The following is a 14,889-nucleotide window of genomic DNA, read 5'->3' on the forward strand; positions in this document are numbered from 1 at the left end:
TCATCCGCCGAGCAGGGCCTGTTCCAGCAGCATCGCTCCGCCCACGGCCACCGAGAACAGGCTGAGCACGCCGGCGCCCTGCCACAGAATCCGACGGATGCGTGCCCGCCGCACCTGACCGTCGAGCGTGTCGAACCGGGTCATCACGTCGTCGGAGGCGGGGCTGGGGCGCTCGCGCCAGGTGGCCGGGCTGTCGAGGATCACCACCACCTCGGCGATCTCGTGTTCAGTGAGCACTGGCTGCAGGTTGAGCAGCCACTGGCGCAGTTCCCGGGCGTCGAGCACCTTCACCTGGGCGGGCCGGTCGCGGAAGGTGATCTGCTTGGGGTCGACCAGCGCCACCACCGGTTGCACGGGTGTGACCAGCGGCATCCGTTCGCGCAGCACCGTGCTCACCCGTTCAGCCTCGTGCTCGGCGGCGGGCAGGTAGGCCCGCTTGTGGCCGGAGACCGTGACTGTGCGGGTGCCGACCGAGACGCGTTTGCGGCAGTGGTGCTTGGTGTTGATGGTGAAGATGCCGCCCGGGCCCACCAGGATGTGGTCGATGTCGGTGTCGTTCTTGCCGATCGGAACGGCGTGGAAGGCGGTCCAGTCTTCGGGCAGGGTGGCGAGGAGCTTGCCCACGGTGATCTCGCCCTGCGCGCCGAGATACCAGCCCAGGCTCTCGGGGCAGAGCGGCGACTGGCCGAACAGCCGGGCCACCCGGGTGCGCGGCGGCACCGCGGTCTGGCGAAAAAGAAGGTGCTCGATGACCAGCTGGGCGGCGATGCGGTTGCGCATGGCGGGTGGGTGCAGGGTCACATTGCTCCTTCGGGCGCGTCCAGACGCGGCTGCGCCCGGAAGACCGAGTGGGGGTGGCCGTGCCGGGTCCACCACGCGGAGGTGCTTCGGTTCGGGGTCAGGAGCCACCCGGGAGGAGCAGTGCGGGCGTCTCGCCCACCGCGTTCGGTGGTCTGAGGTTAGCGAGCGCGGCACCTCCGGCGGCACCCCCACAACGGGGGACGTCGCACACCGGATGGCCGTGGCCGGGCAACGCGCGCCGCAATCCCGCGTGCTCACGCACATCCGTTGCCTGGCAAGGCCTGGAAGCGCTCTCTCGCGCCGGCTTTTGGCGCGTGCGGCTGCCCGATTGTTCCCACCCGTTGCCCGCGCCCCGGCCGCCGCCAACTGCTCCCCGGGGCGGAGCCGCCCGGCTCAGTAGCTGGCGAATGCGGCGATGATCTCGGCTCGGGAGAGTCCCGCGGCCAGGCAGAGCATCAGCAGCAGACGAGAGGCCTGGGGAGAGAGGGTGTCGCTGGCGATCACACCGCGATCGTCGAAGCCGTGCCGCTGCACCACCCGGCCGCTGATGGCGCGGCTGGACTGCACGATCGTGACCCCGGATGCGATGGCGTCGTCGATCGCGGCATCCACGGCGGTGGGGTTCATGCTCGGCGGCAGCGACGCGAGCACCACGCCACGGGCGCCGTGGGCGATGGCCGCGGTGAGGGCGAATTCGTCGGCGCCGGAGTACATGGTCACGATGTCGACCCGGGGCAGCGGGGTGGTGTACTCGGGCAGTTCCACCGCGAACCGGCTGGCGGTGGTGTGCAGCCGCAGCAGCTTGCGATAGAACCAGACCTGGCCGTAGGGGTCGATGTCGCCGAGCCGGCCGTGGTCGCGGGCCTTGAAGGTGCTCAGTCGGTGGTTGTCTGTTTTCATCACGTCGCGCGCGGAGAGGATCTCGTCGTCCATCGCCACGAGCACGCCGTGGCCCACCGCGGCCGGTGACGCGGCCACGCGCACGGCATTGGCCAGGTTGAGCTGGGCATCAGAGTTCATCGATGTGGGCGGGCGCTGCGCCCCGACGACCACGATCGGCACATCCGTGGGCACGGTGAGGTGCAGAAAGTAGGCCGTCTCCTCGAGGGTGGCGGTGCCGTGCGCGATCACGATGCCGGCCACATCCGGGTCGTCGGCGATGGTGTCGAGAATCGACTGCCGCAGCCGCAGCCAGAATTCGGCGGACGCGTCGTTGCTGCGGATGCGGGAGAACCGGCGGGTGTAGACGGTGATGTCGTCGGGGAACCGGTAGAGCGGCAGGGCCTCCTCATCGGTGAGGACCTTGGCGAGGTCGACGTAGTCGAGGCGGTCCTGGTCGTCGTGCCCGCCGCTGCCGATGGTGCCGCCGGTGAGCAGCACGGCCACGCGGGGCCGGGCGTCGGCGGGCGGTACGGACTGGGGCTGGTCTGGCGTGGTCATCGGTGCTCCTGGGGATTCTGGGGTGGCGGGCGGGTGGTCGCGGCGGCGGGCAGCGTCAGCGGCGTGGCACCGGGCGGGGCGCATCCGGCACGATCGCCAGCCCGTGGCCGCGCAGCCGGCGACTGTCGGCGTTGAGGGCCACTAGCAGGCGCTCGTTGGTGCCGCGGATGTGGGCGGTGAGCAGCCGGGCGGCGGTGTCGGCGTCGCGGGCGGTGAGGGCGTCGAGCACGGCGCGGTGTTCCTGCCAAGCCTGCTCGCGGGCGGCGGGAGTGCGCACCTCCAGCCAGCGGGTGCGGGCGAGCCGGGTCATGGCACCGCGCACGGCATCGACCATGACGTGGTTGCCGGCGAGGGCGGCGAGCTCCACGTGGAAGTCCCCGCCGGCCCGCACGCCCTGCTCCTCGTCGGCGTTGGTGTTGTTCGCCGGCCGGGCAGCGTCGAGCAGGGCGGCGACGGCATTGATGTCAGCATCCGTGGCGCGCTGCACGGCCAGTCGCACCGCCGCTCCCTCCACAGCCTCGCGCAGCTCGGCAAGTGCACCGATCTCGGCCAGGTCGATCGGCGAGACGATCCAACCGCGGCCGTCGCGCTGCACGAGTCCCTCGGCGTCGAGCCGACCGAGGGCAGCACGCACCGGGGTGCGAGAGGCGTCGAAGCTGGCCTCGAGGCCGCGCTCGGTGAGCCGCTCCCCCGGCACCAGTTCGAGCGACAGGATGGCCGCGCGCAGCCGGTCGTAGAGCTGCACGGTCTGCGAGGGGGCGGTGTCGAGCATCGGGGCCTTTCGTTGGGGCGCACATCCCGCGACCTGTGAGCTAAGCCCCAGAAATCCGGGGATTGTGGGGCTTTTCTCACGGCTCGCGGAGGGATTTCGCCCGAGCTGGCATCGGATTCGATTTGGTATACCAAGGTGGTGTACCAGAAGATTAGCAGGTACCCCGAGGAGACCACCATGGCCATCAGCACCGCCCCGACACCGACACCGACCATCAGCGCACGCGCCTGGGTCGTGCTCGCCCTCGGGGTGGCCGCGCAGACCGCCGGCACGGTCTTCGTCAGCGCCCCGGCGTTCCTCATTCCCCTGCTGCACACCGAACGCGGCCTGTCGCTGGCTCAGGCCGGCCTGCTGGCCGCCATCCCCACCTTCGGCATGGTGCTCACGCTCATCCTCTGGGGCGCCCTGGCCGACCGCATCGGCGAGAAGTGGGTGATCGCCGGCGGCCTGCTGCTCACCGCCCTCGCGGCCGACGGCGCCATCCTCGCCGACGGCTACATCATGCTCGGCCTGTTCCTGCTGCTCGGCGGCATGGCCTCGGCCAGCACCAACTCCGCCAGCGGGCGCATCGTGGTCGGCTGGTTCCCCAAGCACAAACGCGGCCTGGCCATGGGCATCCGCCAGATGTCGCAGCCGCTCGGCGTCACCGTCGCCGCCGTCACCATCCCGGTCATCGCAACGGATGCCGGCGTCGGCGCCGCCCTGTTCGTGCCGTTCGCCCTCACCGCGGTGTTGGCCGTGGCGTGCGCGATCGGCCTGGCCAACCCGCCCCGAGTCGCCGCTGCCGCGGGTGCGCCCGTGGCGCCGACGGTCAACCCGTATCGCAGCAGCGGATTCCTCTGGCGCATCCACGCGGCATCCGTTCTGCTGGTGGTGCCGCAGTTCACCATCTCCACCTTCGGCCTGGTCTGGTTGGTGAGCGAGCTGCGCTGGGAGCCGCTCGCCGCCGGCGTGCTCGTGGGCGCGGCCCAGTTCATCGGCGCGATCGGACGCATCGTGATCGGGGTGGTCAGCGACCGGGTGGGCAGCAGGGTGCGCCCGCTGCGCTGGGTGGCCGTGAGCGTGGCCAGCGTGCTGCTGGTGCTCGCCGCGGTGGATGCCGCGCACTGGGGCGTCGCCGCCGTGGTGTTCGTGCTCGCGACCACGGTGACCGTGGCGCCGAACGGACTGGCGTTCACCTCGGTGGCTGAAATGGCCGGGCCCGGCTGGTCGGGCAAGGCCCTCGGCGTGCAGAACACCGGCCAGTTCATCGCCGCGTCGCTGGTGGGTCCGCTGATGGGCGCCCTGATCGGGGTGGTCGGCTACCCGCTCACCTTCGCCGCCGCCGCGGTGTTCCCGGCCCTCGCAGTGCCGATCGTGCCCCGCGTCCACGCCGAGCACGACCACCTGTAGCACCGACCTCGCTCCGCTCCAGCCTGAGGGCGTCGCCGGGTCTAGTTCTTGGCGCGCCGAAGCGAGCGGATGCCGGCCCAGACCGTGCAGCCGGCGAACCCAAGTGCGCCCAACCCCGCTAAGACCACGGTGAGTGGATCGACGAGGTATCCCCCGCGGGCCAGGAAGAAAGCCAGGAACAACACGAGGATGCTCGCGATTGCACCGCAGATCGGCAATTTCATACGCACTCCTTGTCACCTGCGGTCCATCGACCCTAGCGAACGGCGCTGCGCCCGCGCCGGGGGCCGCACGCAGAAACGGCCCCTCCGATTGGGCGGAGGGGCCGTGACTGAGCAAAGCGCCCAGCGCATCCGCCTGTGACGGCGTGCGGATGTGCCGGGCACGGATTCTCACGCCGGTGCTGAAACCGCGGCAACGCTGGCGCGGCGCTGGCACGACACCGGCGTGAAAGGGGAACCGGCGTGACACGAGGTGTGAGGTGCCACGCCGGCCGTCGGGGGCCGAGGCGCGAGTTACGCGGCCTTGGGCTCGGCGGGAACCAGGCTGCGGAACGCGGCCGAGTGGTAGATCAGCGGGTCGCGGTCGTCGCTCACCTTGAGTGACTTCACCTCGAGCAGCACGATCGTGTGGTCGCCGGCCGGGGTCTCGGAGTAGATTTCGCAGTCCAGCCAGAGCGACGAGCCCTCGATGAACAGCGCACCCAGGTCGGTGGTGCGGGTGTCGATGTTCGCGAACCGGTCACCCTTGCGGGAGGCCAGCTGGTAGCACTCGCGGCCGTGGTCGCTGCCGAGGATCGAGACGCCGATGCGTTCGCCCTGGCGCAGCACCGGCCAGGTGGTGGAGCTGTTCTGCACCGAGAACAGCACCAGCGGCGGCTCGTACGACACGCCGACGGAGAACGAGGAGGCGACGAGGCCGGTGGGCTCCCCCGCGATCTCGGCGCAGAGCGCGGCGACGCCGGACGGGAACTTGCCGAACGCCGAACGGATGTCGCTCGCGTCGCTGCTGATGGTCTCCAGGCCGTGCTGGTCGGAGGGCTTGAGGGCGGTGGCGATGTCCAGGTCGAAGTCGACGGTGAGGCCGCTGTCAGGCGACACGGGCGCGTCCACGGAAGTCTGCGCGTCGAGGTCGAGGTCGATCGGCGCTCCGGTCAGGTCGCGGGGGCTCATGCGCTTGCTCCGTTCGAGACGGTGGCGGATGCATCCGAAGCGGTTTGCACATCCGTTTCGGGGTTCTTGCCGAGCATGCCCATCACGAGCGGCTGTAGCAGGCGGAGCACGGAGAGGTTCTCGGCGGCCCAGGCGGCCACGATCTCCTCCATCTTCTCCATCTGACCGGTGACGAAGTAGAGGCCCTTGGTGGGAACGCTCGCGCCAAGCTCGACGAGCAGCGGGCGCAGGTTGACGTCCATGCCCATCGAGTGGCTGAGGTCGGCGCCGGTCATCACCGGAATCGCGGTGACTCCGCGCAGGCCGTTGGCGGCGTAGCGGTCGAGGAAGCCCTTGAGCAGGCCGGTGTAGGTGGCCTTATAAGTGGGACTGGCGACCACGAGGAGGTCGCTGTCGGCGACGGCCTGGTTGAGCTCGGACATCTCGGTGGACGGCCACTCGAAGATGTGGCTCGAGTGCTCGGCCAGATCGATGATCCGCAGATCATAGGTGCCGGCGACGAGCAGCTCGTCGACCAGCGTCTCGGCTAGTTTGAGGGTGCGGCTCTGGGGCTTGGGATTGCCCACCAGAATTGTAATTTTCAGCATCGTGTTCCTCCATCGAACCACTGGATCAGGTCACGAGGTCGATGCCGGGGCTACCAATCAGTGTGCCGCCGTGCGTGCGTGGAGCGCACGCCTGGCCGGCACGAACATGCATAGCTTCGTCATCGAACTCGATGAGTGAGCCACTGAGGATTGGTGTCTCAGATGGTGAGCAACGGCTTACGTCGCACTCATAGTCTGCGAGTGCTCCATTGCGTCGACGTGTCTCGTTTATTACAACTGTGTTTCGCCGCCCCGGCCGAGTCGGCATACGCCGCTGACCGGGGAGTTTGCTGCGGCTCGAGGGTGTAACGCCGCCGATTGCGCAGCGGATGCGCCCCTTGCGCGGCCCCGTCACCCCGGCGACCATGGCCGAATGGCGCACATCGTGCTCACCGTCATGCCGTTCGCCGGGCACGTGGCACCGTCCACCGGCCTGGCCGCGGAACTCGTAGCGCGCGGCCACAACGTGACCGTGTACACCGGGTCGCGCTACCGCACCCGATTCGAGGCGCTCGGCGCCGCCGTGCACCCCTGGCAGGCCGCGCCCGACTTCGACGAGCACAACCTGGCCGCCACCTTCCCCGGCACCGACCGGCCCGGCCGGTTGGCCGTACGGGCCGACCTCGAGCAGATCTTCATCCGCACCGTGGGCGGCCAGGCCCGCGACCTGCGCGAGCTGCATCAGGCACATCCGATCGATCTGCTCCTCGGCGACGTGATGGCGTTCGGCACCGGGGCCGCCGCCGAACTGCTCGCCCTGCCCTGGGTGACGGTGTCCTTCGTGCCGCTGAGCTACCCCACGGCCAGCCTGCCGCTGCCGGGCATGGGGTTCACCCCGGCGCGCGGCCGGGCCGGCCGGGTGCGCGACTCGGTTCTGGGCCGCGCGTTCGCCCTGTTCGCGCGCGGCCTCGACCGGGCCTACGGTGAGCAGCGCGCCGGGCTGGGCCTGCCGCCCCGCGCCACCTCGATCGCGCTGATGCCGTATTCGCCGCGGCTCAACCTGGCCAGCGGATGCGCCTCGCTCGACTTCCACCGCACCGACCTGCCCGAGTCGGTAAGGTTCGTGGGCCGGTTGCCGGCCGTGGGCGGGGCGCATCCGCTGCCCGGCTGGTGGGCCGACCTGCCCGACCGACCGGTGGTGCTCGTGACGCAGGGCACCCTCAACATCGATGCCCGGCAACTGGTGCGGCCGGCGTTGGAGGCGCTGGCCGACGCCGACGTGACGGTGCTGGCCACCACCGGCGGGGTGCCGCTGCCGTTCGCGGCGCCGGCGAATGCCCGGGTGGCCGATTTTGTGCCGTTCGACCGGGCGCTGGCGGTGGCCAGCGTGGTGATCAGCAACGGCGGCTGGGGCGGGGTGCTCGAGTCGCTGGCTCGCGGGGTGCCGATGATCGTGGCCGGCGGCGACCGGGACAAGCCCGACGTGGCCGCCCGGGTGGGATTCAGCGGCGCGGGCGTGAACATGCGCACTGGGCGACCATCGGCGCGGGCGGTCGCGGCGGCCTATGCCCGGGTGGCCGACGACCCCGGGTTCCGGGCGAGGGCGCAATCCGTGGCGGTGGAGCTCGACGCGTTGGGCGGCACCGGTTGGGCGATCGATCTGGTCGAACAGGTTCTGGCCGAGGTGGGCGCGTAAATCGGGTCTGCTAACCTGCCCAGCATTCGCTCGCCGGCTCACGGCGGGCAGAGACGGGGCTGATCATGTGGGGAAAGACACGCGGAATTGCGGTTACCGGGGTGCTGCTGGTGGCGCTCGCCGGCTGCACCAGCGGTGGCAGTGAGCAGGCGGATGTTGCGCCCACGCCGTCGGCGACGGTCGCGCCCACGGCCACGCCCGAACCGACCGAAACCCCCGAGTCCCTCGCCCAGCTCACCGACGCCGAGCTCACCAGCGTCTTCACCGGCCTGCAGTTCGTGCCCAACGAGTACGCCGACACCGGCACCATGGTCGACTCGATCTATCCCGGCCTGACGACCTCGGATGTCACCTGCCTCACCCCGTTTGGGCTGGGCTGGGACACCGACACGAATGCTGCCGTGGAGTTCGGCACCAGCAATGACCGTTCGATGACCGCGGTCATCAGCAGCACCGGCGACGCCGACGCGGCCGCTGACCTCGTTGCCGCGTCGACGGATGCGCTTGAGCGCTGTGCCAGCGGCACCGACCTGTTCGAGATGCAGGGCACGGCCGTGCAGACCCAGGTCGAGCAGTTCGACGCCGGTCTCACCGGCACCGATGAGGCCGTGGCCTTCCGGGTGACCGGCGACGTCGGCGGGTCACCGTTCGCGCTGGTGGGAATGACGGCCCGGGTCGGCGGCAACGTTATCGCCCTGGTCGGGTGGGACCCGGAGACCGCCGAGCAGTACGTGCCCCAGGCGTCGCAGATGTTCGTCGACGAGCTGTAGCCGGGGCGCCTGCGGGCGCCGGGGCATCCGGCCGTGTGGTCGAATAGAACCGATGCATACTCCCCCAGCCCCGCCCGCCCGCACGGTCATCTCCCCCGACAACGTGCAGATCGCCACCTATGAATTCGGCGACCCCGATGCTCCCACCGTGCTCGCGGTGCACGGCTTCGCGTCCAGCGCGCTGGCCAACTTCCACGCCACCGGCTGGGTGCGCGACCTGGTGCGCGAGGGCTACCACGTGATCGCGATCGACCAACGCGGCCACGGCCAGAGCGACAAGCCGCACGCTCCGGCCGGGTACACGATGGACCTGCTCGTCACCGACGTGCTCACGGTGCTCGACACCTTCATGCTCGACGAGGTGGACTTCGTCGGCTACTCCCTCGGCGCCCGGGTCGGCTGGCACGCCGCCCGCTTCATGCCCACCCGCATCAACCGGGCCGTGCTCGGCGGCATCCCCGACGGCGACCCGCTCACCCGGTTCCGGGTCGACCAGGCGCAGGCCTTCGTGCGAGACGGCGTGCCGGTGACGGATGCGATCACCTCCGCCTACCTGCAGATGGCCGCCGCGTTCCGCAACAACGACCTCGACGCGCTGATCGCGCTCGTCGAGGGCATGCGCGGCGGGCCACAGCCGCACGCGGAGAACGCGCCCACCCAGCGGGTGCTGTTCGCCACCGGCAGTGAAGACAAGATCCTCGCGGCGTCGAAGGCGTTGGCCGAGGCCACCCCGAACGCGTCGTTCTTCGAGATCCCCGGCCGCAACCACTTCAACGCGCCCACCTCCCGAGCGTTCCGGGATGCCGCGATCGAGTTCCTGGGCCTGCCCGGCTCCGACTGACCCCGCGAACCCGCTGGTCACGCCCCGCCAGCCAACCCAGGGGCGCGACACACACGCACCTCACCAGGTCTCGACAAGCTCGACCAGCGGACGCGGACGACCCACACGCACGACGCGACCCAGTCTGCGAAACCCGCCGCCCCGCTGGTCGAGCCTGTCGAGACCCCGCGAGCCGACCTCCTGACGCGCGGCGCGACACACACGCACCTCACCAGGTCTCGACAAGCTCGACCAGCGAACGGGGACGACCCACACGCACGACGCGACCCAGCCCGCGAAACCCGCCACCCCGCCGGTCGAGCCTGTCGAGACCCCGCGAGCCGACCTCGCGGCGCGGCAATTGTGGCCCGAGCGGGAACGGTTAGAGCGACTCCCAGTAGGCGATCACCTGGGCGGTGGAGTAGATCTCGCCGGTTTTCATGCCGATGTCGAAGATGTTCGCGGCGTGCACCTCGGGCAGCCGGTCGCCCACCGCGTCTTCCACCACGATCGGGATGAAACCGTTCTGCATGGCGTCCACGGCGGATGCGCGCACGCACCCGCTGGTGCTCAGCCCGGCGATCACCGCGGTGTCGATGCCGCGCGCCACCAGGTTCGCCGCCAGCGTGGTGCCGAAGAACGCGCTCGGGTACTGCTTGGTGATCAGGGTGTCGCCGGGCAGCGGGGCCAGGCCGTCGATGAACTCGCCGTAGGGGCTGCCCGGCAGGTACGCCGCCAGGGCGGGCACCTTGCGGAAGAACACCCCGGCATCCGACCCGTCGGCGGCCAGCACCACCGAGGTGATGAACACCGGCACCCCGGCAGCCCGGGCGGCCGCGGCGAGCACCTTCATTTGCTCGACCGGCTCCTCGACCCCGGCGTACAGGCCGCACTCCTTGTCGATGTAGGCGCGCACCGGGTCGACGATGATGAGCGCGGGCTTGGCGCCGGGTTCGAGTCCCCCGGTGTAACCGGCGGCGGCGTAGTCGGCGGCCGCGTTCTCGGCCACGGCGTCCGGGCCGGCGGGGGTGGTGTCTGGGGTGGTGCTCATGGCTGCTCCTGAGGTGAGAGTCGGGTTGATGAGAGGGTACAAGTCATGGCTCGGTGATCACCACGACGGGCATGGTGCGCTGGCCGCCCTGCCGCGGGCCGATCAGGCTGAGGATGCCGCCGATCAACGCCAGCGCCGCGAACAACACGAGCGCGGCCTGCACGCCGGAGACGAACGCATCCAGCCCGGCTGGGTCCATGCCGAACAGGGTGCCGTTGTAGGCGGCGACTCGCTCCGATGCGGTGAGGCCGCCGGTGGCGATGGCCAGCGCGATGGCGGTGCTGAACAGGTAGCCGGCGTTCTGCAAGGTTGACCGGATCGCGTTGGCGATGCCGCGCCGGGTGGACGGCACCCGCGACATCAGCGCGGACGTGTTCGGCGTCATGAACAGCCCCACGCCGAGCCCCACCAGGAACAGCGCCGCGGCGATGAACGGGTAGGCGGTGTGCGCGCCGAGGGTCGCGGCGAACAACAGCGCGCCGGCGGTGATCAGCAGCATGCCCAGCGAGGTGAGCCAACGCGGATTCACGGTGCGCACCAGCCGACCGGCGAACCCGGCCGCGAGCATGGTGCCGATCGGGGCGGGCAGGATCATCAAGCCGGCGTCGATCGCGCTGAGCCCCTGCACCCCCTGCAGGTACAGCGAGGCGAGCAACACGATAGCGAAGTTACTGATCGCGTTGAAGAACGCGGCGAGGTAGAGAAACGAGATAGTTCGGCTTTTGAACAAGTTGACGTCGATCAGCGGATGCTCGCGCCGCTTCTGCAGCAGCACGAACCAGGTCCACACCACGATCGAGGCCGCCACCATGCCGAGGATCGCGGGACTCCGCCAGCCGAGTTCCCCGCCGAACGACACCACCATCACCAGCAGCGCGATGCCGAGCACCGAGAGCACACTGCCGAGGTAGTCCATCCGCTCGTGCCGCACGCTGGGACCGGAGCGGGGAATCAACCGCATCGAGAACAGCAGCCCGATCAGGCTGATCGGCAGGCCACCGAGGAAGATCCAGCGCCAGCCCACGACGTCGGTGACCACGCCACCGAGCAGCGGGCCGAGCACCTGCCCCACGGCAGCGACAGTGGCGTTGATGCCCAAACCGCTGGAGAGGATGTGCGATGGAAAGACATCCGTCAGCAGCGCGGTGGTGTTGGTGATGATCGCCGCCGCGCCCACGCCCTGCACCAGGCGCATGGCGATGAGGAAACCGGGGTCGGTGGCCAGGCCACAGCCCAGCGTGGCGATCATGAAGATCACGATGCCCGCCAGGTAGAGCCGGCGCCGGCCGAGGATGTCGGCGACCCGGCCGAACACCAAGATCAGGGTGGTGGTGGCCAGCATGTAGACCAGCAGTACCCAGGTGGTCTGGGTGCTCGTGGCGTCGAGGTCGCGGGTGAGGCTGGGCAACGCGATGGCCAGGCCGCTGGAGTTGATGAAGACGAGCACCACGCTCAGGCTGGTGGCAAAGAGGATCTGCCAGGCCCGGCGGGCGTCGTTCGCCGCGGTCATGCGGTGGGGCGCGCCGGCGCCCAGCTCGTGGCCACGTCGGGCAGCAGCCGGTGGTGTCCGGTGACGGCCTGGAAGCCGATCGCGGCGGACAGGCACAGCCGGTCCTGCCAGGGCCGGGCGATGAGCTGGATGCCCACCGGCAGGCCGTCGGGGGCGAGCCCGGCGGGGGCCATCAGCGCCGGGAATCCGGTGTAGTCCCACAGCCGGGTGTTGCGCGGGATGACGTCGTGCAGGTTGTAGACGACGCCGTCGACGGTCATGGTGAGGTCGTCGAGCCGCGGGGCGGTGGCACCGAGACCGGGGGTGAGGAGCACGTCCACCCGGGCCGCGTCCATGCGGTCGAGGATGTGCTGCTGCACGAGCGGGCGGCGGCGGAGCGCTCGCAGGTAATCCACCGCGAGCGGCACGAAGCCGCAGTCCAGCCGGGCGTTGGTGCCGGCGTCGAAGAGGTCGCGGCGGTCATTGTTGGCCTCCTGGGTGGAGGCGAGTTCGCCGTAGAAGACGTTCCATGATTCGTCGTGCACGGCCTCGAGACCGTCGAATTCGATGGCCACGATCTCCGCGCCGAGGCCCCGGAATACCTCCAGAGCATCATCGAACGCGGTGAGCACGGCGGCGTCGCAGCGCTCAGTGAACCAGCCGCGGGGCACGCCGATGCGCATGCCGGAGACGATCGCAGGGTCAATGGTGAGGTCGGGAACGCTGGTGCCGGCGGTGGGGTCGAGGCCGTCTGGGCCGGCCATCAGCGGCAGCAGTGCGGCGAGGTCGGCGGCGCTGCGGGCCATCGGGCCCACGTGGTCCATGGTCCACGAGAGCGAGGCGACGCCGGTGCGCGGCACGAGGCCGTAGGTGGGCTTGATGCCGGTGAGGCCGCAGAGCGCCGACGGCACCCGGATCGATCCGCCGGTGTCGCTGCCGAGCGCGAACGGCACCAGGCCGGCGGCCAGCGCGGCGGCCGAGCCGGTGGAGGAGCCGCCGGTCCAGCGCTCCTCGTCCCAGGGATTGGGCACCGGGCCGTAGCGTCCGTTGTCGGGGGCGCCGCAGGCGAACTCGGTGGTGGCCGCCATGAACACCGGGATCGCCCCGGCGGCGCGCAGCCGGGTGACCACGGTGGCGTCGGCGGGGGCGATGCGGTCGCCGGTCTGCTTCGACCCGGCGGTCACGAGGGTGTCGGCCACGTCGATGATGTCTTTCACTGCGAACGGGATGCCTTCCAGCGGCCGATTGCTGCCGGCGCGATAGCGGGCGTCACTGTCGGTGGCGGCCAAGTGGATGCCGGCGATCGCGGCGAGCACCGCGGCCGGGGCGGGCCCGTCGGCGGCCCAACGCGGCTCGAGCACGGCCAGCACAGCAGAGGGGGTGAGGGTGCCGGTGCGATACGCGGCGAGTAGCTCGGTGACCGTGGCGACGGAGACGTCGAGGGCGGCGGCATCCGTGGAGCGCGGCGTCAATGCCGCGGGGATAACGGCGGGGCCATCCGCCGCGAGCAGCTGCCGGAAGAGCAGGTCGGCGTGGCCGGGTTCGTTCTTCTCGCCGGACGGCGAGGCGGGCATCGGGTGCCGGCGGCTCTCTTCCAGCCCGGCCTGCAGTAGCGGGGTGATGGTGAGGCGGGCCTGGTCATTGGCGTTGCCCGGGAGGGTTCCCGTTGCGTGGGTCATGTCGAAGCCTGTTTTCTGTGAAGCCGGGACTGTGAAGCCGGGTCGGGCCCGTGCGGCCGGGACGAGGTCGCCGGCCGTGGGGTGGGCAGGGCGCATCGCTCGGGGTGCCCGGCCCGCTCGAGTAAGAGCGAGCCGGGGCACCGCGATGCGGGGTGCGGGTGCGGGTTAGGAGACCGAGAGGTCGGCCACCACGTCGGCGCGGGAGGTCATCAGCGGCTGGATCTTGGTGCCGTAGTCGTCCATGCCCTTGATGAAGTCGTCGAAGACCAACATGATGCCCTTGGTGCCGTGCACCTCGGCGGCCTCGTCGAGCAGGCGAGCGACGGTCTCGTACGAGCCCACCAGGGTGCCCATGTTGAGGTTGACCGCGCCCTCGGGAGCGGCGATGGTCTTCGCTGTGCTGGTCTCGTCGCCGGTGTCACTGGCGGCCTGGCCGACCATCCATCCGATGGCCGTCATGTCGATGCCGTCGTTGTAGTTCTTCCAGAGGGCCTGCGCCTCTTCGTCGGTCTCGCCGGAGATGATCATGAACAGCACGTAGGCGCCCACGTCACGGCCGGTCTTCTCGGCGGCCACGGCCAGCGCGGTCACGCCGGAAGCGTGCGCGGTGGGGGTGTTGATGCCGAGGCCCATCACGAAGTTGTAGTCCGCGTACTTGGCGGCGAACTCGATGCCCACGGCGCTCTGGCCGGCCGAGACCACGGGGATGTGCGTCTGGGGCATGGGCAGCATCTTGCAGTCTTCCATGGTGAAGAACTCACCCTTGAAGTCGCTGACGCCGGTGGTCCACAGGTCCTGCATCACGCGCACGTACTCCTCGGAGTAGCGGTAGCGACGCTCGAAGTGGATGTCGCCGGGCCAGATGCCCATCTGGGCATATTCGTCCTTCGCCCAGCCGGAGACCAGGTTCACGCCGAACCGGCCGTGCGAGATGGAGTCGACTGTGGTGGCCATCCGCGCGGCGACCGCCGGCGGCAGGGCCAGCACCGCGGCGGAGGCGTAGAGCTTGATCTTCTCGGTGGCGGCGGCGAGGCCGGCCATGAGGGTGAACGACTCCAGGTTGTAGTCCCAGAACTCGCTGTCGCCGCCGAAGCCGCGGAACTTGATCATCGAGAGGGCGAACTCGAAGCCGTAGTCCTCGGCCTTCTTCACGATCTCGAGGTTGAAGTCATAACTCGGCTTGTACTGCGGCGAGGTGTTGGAGATGAGCCAGCCGTTGTTGCCGATCGGGATGAATACGCCGATGTCCATGAGGGAGTCCTTTTCTTCGGGAGCGGGTG

General features: G+C 70.1%; 14 protein-coding genes. 4 read left to right on the plus strand and 10 right to left on the minus strand.

The features are described 5' to 3' along the window. From CTB96_RS17190 to CTB96_RS17200, 3 genes are all read right to left on the minus strand, one after another. Entirely contained in the window at nucleotides 1-801 is an 801-nt protein-coding gene (locus CTB96_RS17190) for a nuclease-related domain-containing protein (protein ID WP_181397324.1), read from the minus strand. 393 nt (nucleotides 802-1,194) lie between these two features. Continuing rightward, nucleotides 1,195-2,241, minus strand: a complete 1,047-nt coding sequence (locus CTB96_RS17195; protein ID WP_181397325.1) for an asparaginase — start codon at nucleotides 2,239-2,241, stop codon at nucleotides 1,195-1,197. A gap of 55 nt (nucleotides 2,242-2,296) precedes the next feature. After that, nucleotides 2,297-3,013: a GntR family transcriptional regulator gene (locus CTB96_RS17200; RefSeq protein WP_110128017.1), complete on the minus strand. Its 717-nt coding sequence runs from the start codon at nucleotides 3,011-3,013 to the stop codon at nucleotides 2,297-2,299. A 177-nt stretch (nucleotides 3,014-3,190) separates the two neighbouring features. Between CTB96_RS17200 and CTB96_RS17205 the strand changes: the two genes are divergently transcribed. Further along, the gene (locus CTB96_RS17205; RefSeq protein WP_110128018.1) at nucleotides 3,191-4,405 is read left to right on the plus strand and encodes an MFS transporter; all 1,215 of its coding nucleotides are present in this window, start codon (nucleotides 3,191-3,193) and stop codon (nucleotides 4,403-4,405) included. A 41-nt stretch (nucleotides 4,406-4,446) separates the two neighbouring features. Here CTB96_RS17205 and CTB96_RS17210 read toward each other — a convergent pair whose 3' ends face one another. The 3 genes from CTB96_RS17210 to CTB96_RS17220 all read right to left on the minus strand — a co-directional run bounded on the left by CTB96_RS17210 (nucleotide 4,447) and on the right by CTB96_RS17220 (nucleotide 6,164). Beyond that, nucleotides 4,447-4,629, minus strand: a complete 183-nt coding sequence (locus CTB96_RS17210; protein ID WP_110128019.1) for a hypothetical protein — start codon at nucleotides 4,627-4,629, stop codon at nucleotides 4,447-4,449. Between the two features lie 291 nt (nucleotides 4,630-4,920). Then, nucleotides 4,921-5,577 carry a flavin reductase family protein gene (locus CTB96_RS17215; RefSeq protein WP_110128020.1) on the minus strand — a complete coding sequence of 219 codons (657 nt, stop codon included), beginning with the start codon at nucleotides 5,575-5,577 and terminating at the stop codon, nucleotides 4,921-4,923. Then, entirely contained in the window at nucleotides 5,574-6,164 is a 591-nt protein-coding gene (locus tag CTB96_RS17220) for an NADPH-dependent FMN reductase (RefSeq protein ID WP_110128021.1), read from the minus strand. Before CTB96_RS17220 ends, CTB96_RS17215 begins: the two co-directional genes overlap by 4 nt. A gap of 373 nt (nucleotides 6,165-6,537) precedes the next feature. Here CTB96_RS17220 and CTB96_RS17225 point away from each other — a divergent pair, with 373 nt between their 5' ends. From CTB96_RS17225 to CTB96_RS17235, 3 genes are all read left to right on the plus strand, one after another. Next, the gene (locus tag CTB96_RS17225; protein ID WP_110128022.1) at nucleotides 6,538-7,800 is read left to right on the plus strand and encodes a glycosyltransferase; all 1,263 of its coding nucleotides are present in this window, start codon (nucleotides 6,538-6,540) and stop codon (nucleotides 7,798-7,800) included. Between the two features lie 65 nt (nucleotides 7,801-7,865). Next, nucleotides 7,866-8,570, plus strand: a complete 705-nt coding sequence (locus CTB96_RS17230) for a hypothetical protein (protein WP_146215848.1) — start codon at nucleotides 7,866-7,868, stop codon at nucleotides 8,568-8,570. 52 nt (nucleotides 8,571-8,622) lie between these two features. Next, nucleotides 8,623-9,411: an alpha/beta fold hydrolase gene (locus tag CTB96_RS17235; RefSeq protein WP_110128024.1), complete on the plus strand. Its 789-nt coding sequence runs from the start codon at nucleotides 8,623-8,625 to the stop codon at nucleotides 9,409-9,411. 361 nt (nucleotides 9,412-9,772) lie between these two features. On the opposite strand, the gene CTB96_RS17240 is transcribed toward CTB96_RS17235, so the two are convergent. The 4 genes from CTB96_RS17240 to rutA all read right to left on the minus strand — a co-directional run bounded on the left by CTB96_RS17240 (nucleotide 9,773) and on the right by rutA (nucleotide 14,860). Continuing rightward, the gene (locus tag CTB96_RS17240; protein WP_110128025.1) at nucleotides 9,773-10,441 is read right to left on the minus strand and encodes an isochorismatase family protein; all 669 of its coding nucleotides are present in this window, start codon (nucleotides 10,439-10,441) and stop codon (nucleotides 9,773-9,775) included. 43 nt (nucleotides 10,442-10,484) lie between these two features. Next, a complete protein-coding gene (locus CTB96_RS17245) occupies nucleotides 10,485-11,951 on the minus strand; it encodes an MFS transporter (protein WP_110128026.1) in 1,467 nt (488 codons plus the stop codon). Next, nucleotides 11,948-13,609 (minus strand): amidase, encoded by a 1,662-nt coding sequence (locus CTB96_RS17250; protein ID WP_219993280.1) that lies wholly within the window; start codon nucleotides 13,607-13,609, stop codon nucleotides 11,948-11,950. The genes CTB96_RS17245 and CTB96_RS17250 overlap by 4 nt, the downstream gene beginning before the upstream one ends. A 165-nt stretch (nucleotides 13,610-13,774) precedes the next feature. Continuing rightward, complete coding sequence (rutA, locus tag CTB96_RS17255; protein WP_110128027.1) at nucleotides 13,775-14,860, minus strand: pyrimidine utilization protein A; 1,086 nt, start codon at nucleotides 14,858-14,860, stop codon at nucleotides 13,775-13,777. Nucleotides 14,861-14,889 lie beyond the last annotated feature (29 nt).

Source organism: Cryobacterium arcticum, from assembly GCF_003185895.1.
In the GTDB taxonomy this organism is placed as follows: domain Bacteria; phylum Actinomycetota; class Actinomycetes; order Actinomycetales; family Microbacteriaceae; genus Cryobacterium; species Cryobacterium arcticum.

What these genes read in the sequence shown, in the direction of transcription:
- CTB96_RS17220 (WP_110128021.1), bottom strand. Translation starts at nt 6,164, where the DNA reads ATGCTGAAAATTACAATTCTGGTGGGCAATCCCAAGCCCCAGAGCCGC.
- CTB96_RS17225 (WP_110128022.1), top strand. Translation starts at nt 6,538, where the DNA reads ATGGCGCACATCGTGCTCACCGTCATGCCGTTCGCCGGGCACGTGGCA.
- CTB96_RS17205 (WP_110128018.1), top strand. Translation starts at nt 3,191, where the DNA reads ATGGCCATCAGCACCGCCCCGACACCGACACCGACCATCAGCGCACGC.
- CTB96_RS17200 (WP_110128017.1), bottom strand. Translation starts at nt 3,013, where the DNA reads ATGCTCGACACCGCCCCCTCGCAGACCGTGCAGCTCTACGACCGGCTG.
- CTB96_RS17245 (WP_110128026.1), bottom strand. Translation starts at nt 11,951, where the DNA reads ATGACCGCGGCGAACGACGCCCGCCGGGCCTGGCAGATCCTCTTTGCC.
- CTB96_RS17215 (WP_110128020.1), bottom strand. Translation starts at nt 5,577, where the DNA reads ATGAGCCCCCGCGACCTGACCGGAGCGCCGATCGACCTCGACCTCGAC.
- rutA (WP_110128027.1), bottom strand. Translation starts at nt 14,860, where the DNA reads ATGGACATCGGCGTATTCATCCCGATCGGCAACAACGGCTGGCTCATC.
- CTB96_RS17235 (WP_110128024.1), top strand. Translation starts at nt 8,623, where the DNA reads ATGCATACTCCCCCAGCCCCGCCCGCCCGCACGGTCATCTCCCCCGAC.
- CTB96_RS17195 (WP_181397325.1), bottom strand. Translation starts at nt 2,241, where the DNA reads ATGACCACGCCAGACCAGCCCCAGTCCGTACCGCCCGCCGACGCCCGG.
- CTB96_RS17250 (WP_219993280.1), bottom strand. Translation starts at nt 13,609, where the DNA reads ATGACCCACGCAACGGGAACCCTCCCGGGCAACGCCAATGACCAGGCC.
- CTB96_RS17240 (WP_110128025.1), bottom strand. Translation starts at nt 10,441, where the DNA reads ATGAGCACCACCCCAGACACCACCCCCGCCGGCCCGGACGCCGTGGCC.
- CTB96_RS17230 (WP_146215848.1), top strand. Translation starts at nt 7,866, where the DNA reads ATGTGGGGAAAGACACGCGGAATTGCGGTTACCGGGGTGCTGCTGGTG.
- CTB96_RS17210 (WP_110128019.1), bottom strand. Translation starts at nt 4,629, where the DNA reads ATGAAATTGCCGATCTGCGGTGCAATCGCGAGCATCCTCGTGTTGTTC.